Annotated in this window: 9 protein-coding genes; all 9 read left to right on the top strand. The window is 44.6% G+C overall.

The window, feature by feature from the left end:
- Window positions 1-113: 113 nt before the first annotated feature.
- The 9 genes from NOG12_RS12775 (at window position 114) to NOG12_RS12735 (ending at window position 5,315) form a co-directional block, all read left to right on the top strand.
- Window positions 114-587 carry a L,D-transpeptidase family protein gene (locus NOG12_RS12775; protein ID WP_110077050.1) on the top strand — a complete coding sequence of 158 codons (474 nt, stop codon included), beginning with the start codon at window positions 114-116 and terminating at the stop codon, window positions 585-587.
- 91 nt (window positions 588-678) lie between these two features.
- Window positions 679-1,101, top strand: a complete 423-nt coding sequence (locus tag NOG12_RS12770; protein WP_110077051.1) for a GCN5 family acetyltransferase — start codon at window positions 679-681, stop codon at window positions 1,099-1,101.
- 429 nt (window positions 1,102-1,530) lie between these two features.
- Window positions 1,531-1,851, top strand: coding sequence for a hypothetical protein (locus NOG12_RS12765; protein ID WP_110077052.1), 321 nt, complete (start codon window positions 1,531-1,533; stop codon window positions 1,849-1,851).
- Window positions 1,852-1,961: 110 nt separating this feature from the next.
- Window positions 1,962-2,585: an HNH endonuclease gene (locus NOG12_RS12760; protein ID WP_110077053.1), complete on the top strand. Its 624-nt coding sequence runs from the start codon at window positions 1,962-1,964 to the stop codon at window positions 2,583-2,585.
- Between the two features lie 75 nt (window positions 2,586-2,660).
- Entirely contained in the window at window positions 2,661-2,957 is a 297-nt protein-coding gene (locus NOG12_RS12755) for a hypothetical protein (protein WP_110077054.1), read from the top strand.
- An 81-nt stretch (window positions 2,958-3,038) separates the two neighbouring features.
- Window positions 3,039-3,446, top strand: a complete 408-nt coding sequence (locus NOG12_RS12750) for a DMP19 family protein (protein WP_313933457.1) — start codon at window positions 3,039-3,041, stop codon at window positions 3,444-3,446.
- Window positions 3,447-3,545: 99 nt separating this feature from the next.
- Window positions 3,546-4,133, top strand: coding sequence for a hypothetical protein (locus NOG12_RS12745; protein WP_313933456.1), 588 nt, complete (start codon window positions 3,546-3,548; stop codon window positions 4,131-4,133).
- Between the two features lie 112 nt (window positions 4,134-4,245).
- Entirely contained in the window at window positions 4,246-4,998 is a 753-nt protein-coding gene (locus NOG12_RS12740) for an NYN domain-containing protein (protein ID WP_110077082.1), read from the top strand.
- Between the two features lie 17 nt (window positions 4,999-5,015).
- Window positions 5,016-5,315 (top strand): hypothetical protein, encoded by a 300-nt coding sequence (locus NOG12_RS12735; protein ID WP_313933455.1) that lies wholly within the window; start codon window positions 5,016-5,018, stop codon window positions 5,313-5,315.
- Window positions 5,316-5,422: the final 107 nt, after the last annotated feature.

The raw sequence follows: 5,422 nt of genomic DNA, 5'->3' as shown, positions 1-5,422 counted from the left end.
TTAACCATCTCTATTCTGGTGGAGCTCGTGCGTAAGCATTTAACAAGGCAAGGCAAAATCGCCCTGCGGGCTGGACGCGCTAACGCGCGCCTTTGCTTGCGGCGTTACATGCTATGAAATATATCCTGCTAATTTTGATGTTCGTTACTCAAACAGCTTTTGCTGGGGTAGATCTGGTTAAAGTCGACAAATCCGAAAGGAAAATGTACTTATTGTCGGCCGGTGAAATAGTAAAGGTTTATGACGTTGCCCTTGGCGCCAATCCTAAAGGGCATAAAGAACAAGAAGGTGATGAAAGGACGCCTGAAGGTGAATACTCGCTTGATTACAAGAAAGAAGACTCTTCATTCTACAGAGCCATGCATGTTAGCTATCCAAATGCAGTTGATATAGCTAAAGCTGAGAAAAATGGAGTTTCGCCCGGTGGTTTTATTATGGTTCATGGGCAGCGTAATTGGTTAGGTTGGCTTGCTCCAATTTCGCAGCACTTCAATTGGACAAACGGCTGTATTGCCATTACAAACTCCGAAATGGATGAATTTATGGATTTGGTAAATGTCGGTACAAAAATTCAAATTGAGTGGTAGGCATGTAACAAGTGCAGTCAGCAACGCCCCTTTGGGGCTGGACCTCGCTACGCTCGGCCGCTGCTGCAAGCGTTAGGCATCAAAGAGAACCATGAGCAAATATCCAAAAGTAAAAGATCCTGAAATGGTGGGAGAGTATTCTGGTGCCGCAAAAGCCGGAGGCGGGTATGTCTGGGATGAGGTTCTTGAATATCGGGTGTGGTGCCACCCGCATGATGGATCGCCGGATTTAGCGGAAGGCAGTGACTACTACTATGCCTTTGAAACATTTGAAGAGGCATTGGAATGCGCTAACGAAATACCTGGTAGCGAAGCTCCACTAGCTCTTATTTTGCAGCGTGAATATATTGATGAGCCTGAGCCGGGGATATACCTTCACAAGAAGGAGGAGCGCATCGCAGAGTGGCCGGTAGAGTTTTTGTCTCGCCCAAGAAGAGGCCCCGATACCATTCCGGGATTTATGGCCCCAGATGCTCCATCCAATAAGCTGGACATAATCCGTGGTAAAGCCTAACAAGCCGCTCAAATTCGTTCCGGCCGCAAAAGACGCGGCCTCCACCGGACTCGCTACCGCTCGCCGTTTAGCGGGGCGTTATAAGCTCGGGTGAGCGATGAAGTATATTTTTGCTGTAGTCGTAAATATTTTGGTTCTGGCTATTTCGCTAGCAGGGCTATTGTCTACCTGTATGTGGGGCTGTCCTAATACTGGCATACAGCTTGTGTTTAAAATTTCTACATTGTGTTTGTTGGTCAGCCTTGTGATGGTTATCTATCTTTGGGTAACAAGTAAAAATGGTAAAAAACATACGAGCGGGATTTGATGTGATATCAAATACTTATAACAAGGCCAGTCAACATCGCTCCCGTTGGTCGCTGGACCTCAAAACCGCTGCGCGGCTTTTCGGCCGCTGCTGGCAGCGTTATGCATCTACGGAGTTATCAGTTGGCTAAATGGATTGCGGTAGTCCTTGGGGGATTGCTTCTACTTACGAATGGTTTCTGGTTGTATTCTGCTATTGATCTTGGTGTTACCGAGAAGTATCGCCAGCAAGGAGAGTATGAAGCCGAGCATAGAATCGAGGCATTGGAGAACCTTTGTAATAAACTGGTAGGCGGCATGCCAAAGTCAGAGGCAGTCAAATTGCTTAATGAGCTTTCACCAGAATTTGAAGCATATGAGAAAGAAGGTCGTCTCAATACAATATGGCTATCTTTCAAAGTTAACGAGCAGGGTAATGTCATTAATGAAGGGGCGTGCCAATAATGCATAAAAAGCCGCTTAAATTCGTTCCGGCCACAAAAAGCGTGGCCTCCACCGGACTCGCTAACGCTCGCCGTTTAGCGGGGCGTTAAATACCCATCGGAATTCGAGCCATGGTCGAAAATGAATTCGAATATATAGAGTTTTTAGTCCAAGGAGGCTTGCAAGATAATAGTGCTTATAGTTACGGAAGGTATCTAGAGGCAGTCTCAAGGCACCTTAATATCAATCTAAACAGATCTACGGTAGCTTCTGACCGTGAAGTTAGAGAAATACTGGACCGCCTTTCAGAAACAGACTTGGCAGAGCGCTACAAGAACAACTGTGGTACTGCATTAAGGGCATATTTACGTTTCCTTGGTCAAGAGCAGCCAGAGTTTAGTTATCCTGAGGAAATTTCAAACCCCGAAGGCTACGCAGAAGGCGCGAAAAAACAAATAACTGTTAACTCCTATGAAAGGGATCGCCAAGCACGCAATAGAGCGATTGAAATACACGGTTTAGATTGTTTTGTATGTGCCATGAATTTTGAGAGTATGTATGGTGAGATAGGTATCGGTTTTATACATGTTCATCACCTGATACCGTTACATACAATTGACAGCACGTATCAGGTTAACCCGGAAAAGGACTTGGTGCCAGTTTGTCCAAATTGTCATGCCATGCTCCATCGGTCAAATAATCCACCAACAATAGAGCAGCTCAAAGATGCAATGCAAAAGCAGAAAAGCATTTGACAAAGTGCTGCTAGGGACGAACCTACACTGTGCTCCGGTTTGCCCAAGAGCACGGCGTTATGTTGGATCAGCGTAATGATCGCTCGCATTAAGACAATCAGTTTCGCGGTTTTAGTAGTCGCATTAATCATTACGATGGCATTAATGCTAGCTAATGTTGAGTTTTATGGGCTGCTCAGCCTTTACATATTTATGGCTTTGTGGAGCTTACAAAAGGTTTTTTTGTGGTACGTAGGTGATGATTTTGGAATCGCTGTGCAGCTTAAAATTAAAAAAGATGCTCCCAAAGTGATACGTTTTTTAGGGCTAATCTTTGCTTGCTTCGTTTTTTACATAGCAGTTAAGGGGCTATTTGATCATGTTCCAACATAACAAGCGCCATCAAAAGCGCGCCCGTTGGGCGCTCGACTCGCAACAAGTTGCTCGCGTTTGTGGCGGGCGTTAAATGTCATCATGAATATCGAGCAAGCATTTGAAAAATCACTGATCGAATTTGAGTCTAAGGGATTCGACGGTATTGGTGAGCCAGAGCGCGTCTTGGCAACAATATGGGCTGTGGAAGCCGAGGTGAATAACGGAGGTTTCGATCAGCTGTTTTATAACACAGCCGGCGATATCGCGTTTTATGCAGCAAAGGCTCTTAGCGCTATTGGTGCGCATAAAATGGCCGGCATTACCCAGAAAGCACTGGATTTGTTTGGTGAGGGCGGTCCTCCGAGAGATCGAGATGAAAGAGTTGAGGCATTAGAAAGTATTTCAGAAAAACATGAAGAGTACTTAAATAAGCTCGACTATGAATTCACAGAGTACCCAGACAATATTCAGGAATTGCTGTTTACGTATGTTCAATCAAATTTCTAGCCAACAACATTTAACAAGGCCAAGCAGCATCGCCCCTGCGGGGCTGGACCTCGCTACGCTCGGCCGCTGTTGGCAGCGTTATAGCTTAAAGGAACCGAGATGACCGGTACTTACGACTGGAACCCAATGCCGCACAAAGTTGACATTAAGTGTCCTGCTTGTGGCGGGCATTGCGTCTTTGAGTTTGCCGAGGTTGTCAAAATAGCGCAAAAGAAAGATTTATCTTTTTTCGAGCAAAGCGACGTCTTTGAGTATGCAGTATTTACCGATAGCTGTGGTCATAAGTGGCACGGTGCAATTTACTTCGCTAATTTGCATGGTGGTTCCACCGACGCTATCACTCAATTACCAGAGGGGTATTCTCCCGAGAATTGGGCTCATTCAAAATATTTAATGAGAAATCATGGCCTTGATCTTGGTGCGTTTTCCTGTAGCCACTGCGATACAAGAAAACCTTATATTCTTCAGTGGCCGGAAGATGCTTATTATTCCATCGGTTACAAAGGTGAAATACTTTGGGCATTTAATCGTGAGTCTGCTATCGATCTTCGTGATTACATTGCATCAAACGAACGAAAAACCGAAAAATATAGATGGGCTAAGTTTCTTTTGCATGTGCCAACAGTCTTTAAAAGTAAAAATGCCCGCATTAGTATCGTCAAACAAATAAACAAGGTCCTCGGTTAGACGTGGCTATAACAAAGCCAGTCAGCAACGCCCACTGCGTGGGCTGGACCTCAAATCCGCTGGCGCGGTTTTTCGGCCGCTGCTGGCGGCGTTAAGTTGCAAGGAGGCATAAGTGAAAGATAAAGAAAAAATTGCAGTATTCATTGATGCTGATAATGCTCCAGCAAAAAAGATTGATAAAGTGCTATCTGAGCTTGCTCGCTATGGTGTGGTCAATATCAGAAAAGCTTATGGGAACTGGAAAAATCAAAACCTGAAAGTTTGGGAAGATGTGCTGCATGAGTTTGCTATTCAACCGATTCAACAATTTGATCTTACAAAAGGTAAAAATGCGACTGATATGGCGTTGGTGATTGATGTCATGGATGTTCTATATACGAAAAATGTCGATGTCATTTGCCTTGTATCATCTGATTGCGATTTTACTCCCTTGGTAACGAGGACTCTGGCTGATGGTAAATTCGTTATTGGTTTTGGTGAGCGTAAAGCCCCAGTAGCTTTTGTGAACAGTTGCTCTCGCTTTCTATATTTAGACGATGAAGCAGAGGTTGAACAACCCATTCAGAAACAAAGCCGGAATATTAAAAGCGATACTAAACTAATTAATTTGCTACGGCAGGCTATCGAAGCAGTGGAAGATGAAGACGGTTGGGCTATGCTTGGGCCTATCGGCACTCATATTTCTAACCATGCATCTTTTGATCAGCGAAATTACGGATTCAAAAAACTGAGTGATCTATTCATGGCAATAGATTTGTTTGAAATGAAAAAAACAAATGGTTCTGTATTGTGGGTTAAGGATAAGAAACGAGCAAAGCAACTTAACAAACCAATGCAGCCGACCGCTAACGCGTCGGCTGATTGAGGCGTTAGGCGGTAACCATGAGTCAGGCTGAAATTTTCCTAAGCTGGCGCATACCGTTTGTCATGTTTGGACGGGAGTGTTTAGTTGCCAGAACGAATGCAGTTGATGTGATAAAACAAATTTATGGGAATGGTTTTATCTTTCTGGGCTACGATGCTTTTGCTGTATTTCCAGACGGTAAGCGGCAACCGATAACGGATTTTTGTGCTTCATTTTCTGCTGAAAATCAGCCCAGCATTAATGCCGCTACAGACTCACTTAAAAACGATCCGTTGCAGGTAACACATTATGTTTTTGTTTTTAAACCCAGCGCCTAATAAAGTGCGGCATTCGGAGCCTGCGGCCCCTGCGACGCTCACAAGTTCGCGCGCATGCGCACGGCGTTATGTGAATAAAGCGAGATCGTAGAATGGATTTTTCACCA

Origin of the sequence: Pseudidiomarina fusca (assembly GCF_032227045.1) — a bacterium.
Taxonomy (GTDB): domain Bacteria; phylum Pseudomonadota; class Gammaproteobacteria; order Enterobacterales; family Alteromonadaceae; genus Pseudidiomarina; species Pseudidiomarina fusca.
The sequence above is the reverse complement of the archived record's forward strand: the minus strand, read 5'-3'. Positions and strand labels throughout refer to the sequence as shown.

Bases quoted from the DNA above. Each gene is read 5' to 3' on its own strand.
- NOG12_RS12770 (WP_110077051.1), top strand. From the start codon at position 679: ATGAGCAAATATCCAAAAGTAAAAGATCCTGAAATGGTGGGAGAGTAT.
- NOG12_RS12745 (WP_313933456.1), top strand. From the start codon at position 3,546: ATGACCGGTACTTACGACTGGAACCCAATGCCGCACAAAGTTGACATT.
- NOG12_RS12735 (WP_313933455.1), top strand. From the start codon at position 5,016: ATGAGTCAGGCTGAAATTTTCCTAAGCTGGCGCATACCGTTTGTCATG.
- NOG12_RS12755 (WP_110077054.1), top strand. From the start codon at position 2,661: ATGATCGCTCGCATTAAGACAATCAGTTTCGCGGTTTTAGTAGTCGCA.
- NOG12_RS12775 (WP_110077050.1), top strand. From the start codon at position 114: ATGAAATATATCCTGCTAATTTTGATGTTCGTTACTCAAACAGCTTTT.
- NOG12_RS12760 (WP_110077053.1), top strand. From the start codon at position 1,962: ATGGTCGAAAATGAATTCGAATATATAGAGTTTTTAGTCCAAGGAGGC.
- NOG12_RS12750 (WP_313933457.1), top strand. From the start codon at position 3,039: ATGAATATCGAGCAAGCATTTGAAAAATCACTGATCGAATTTGAGTCT.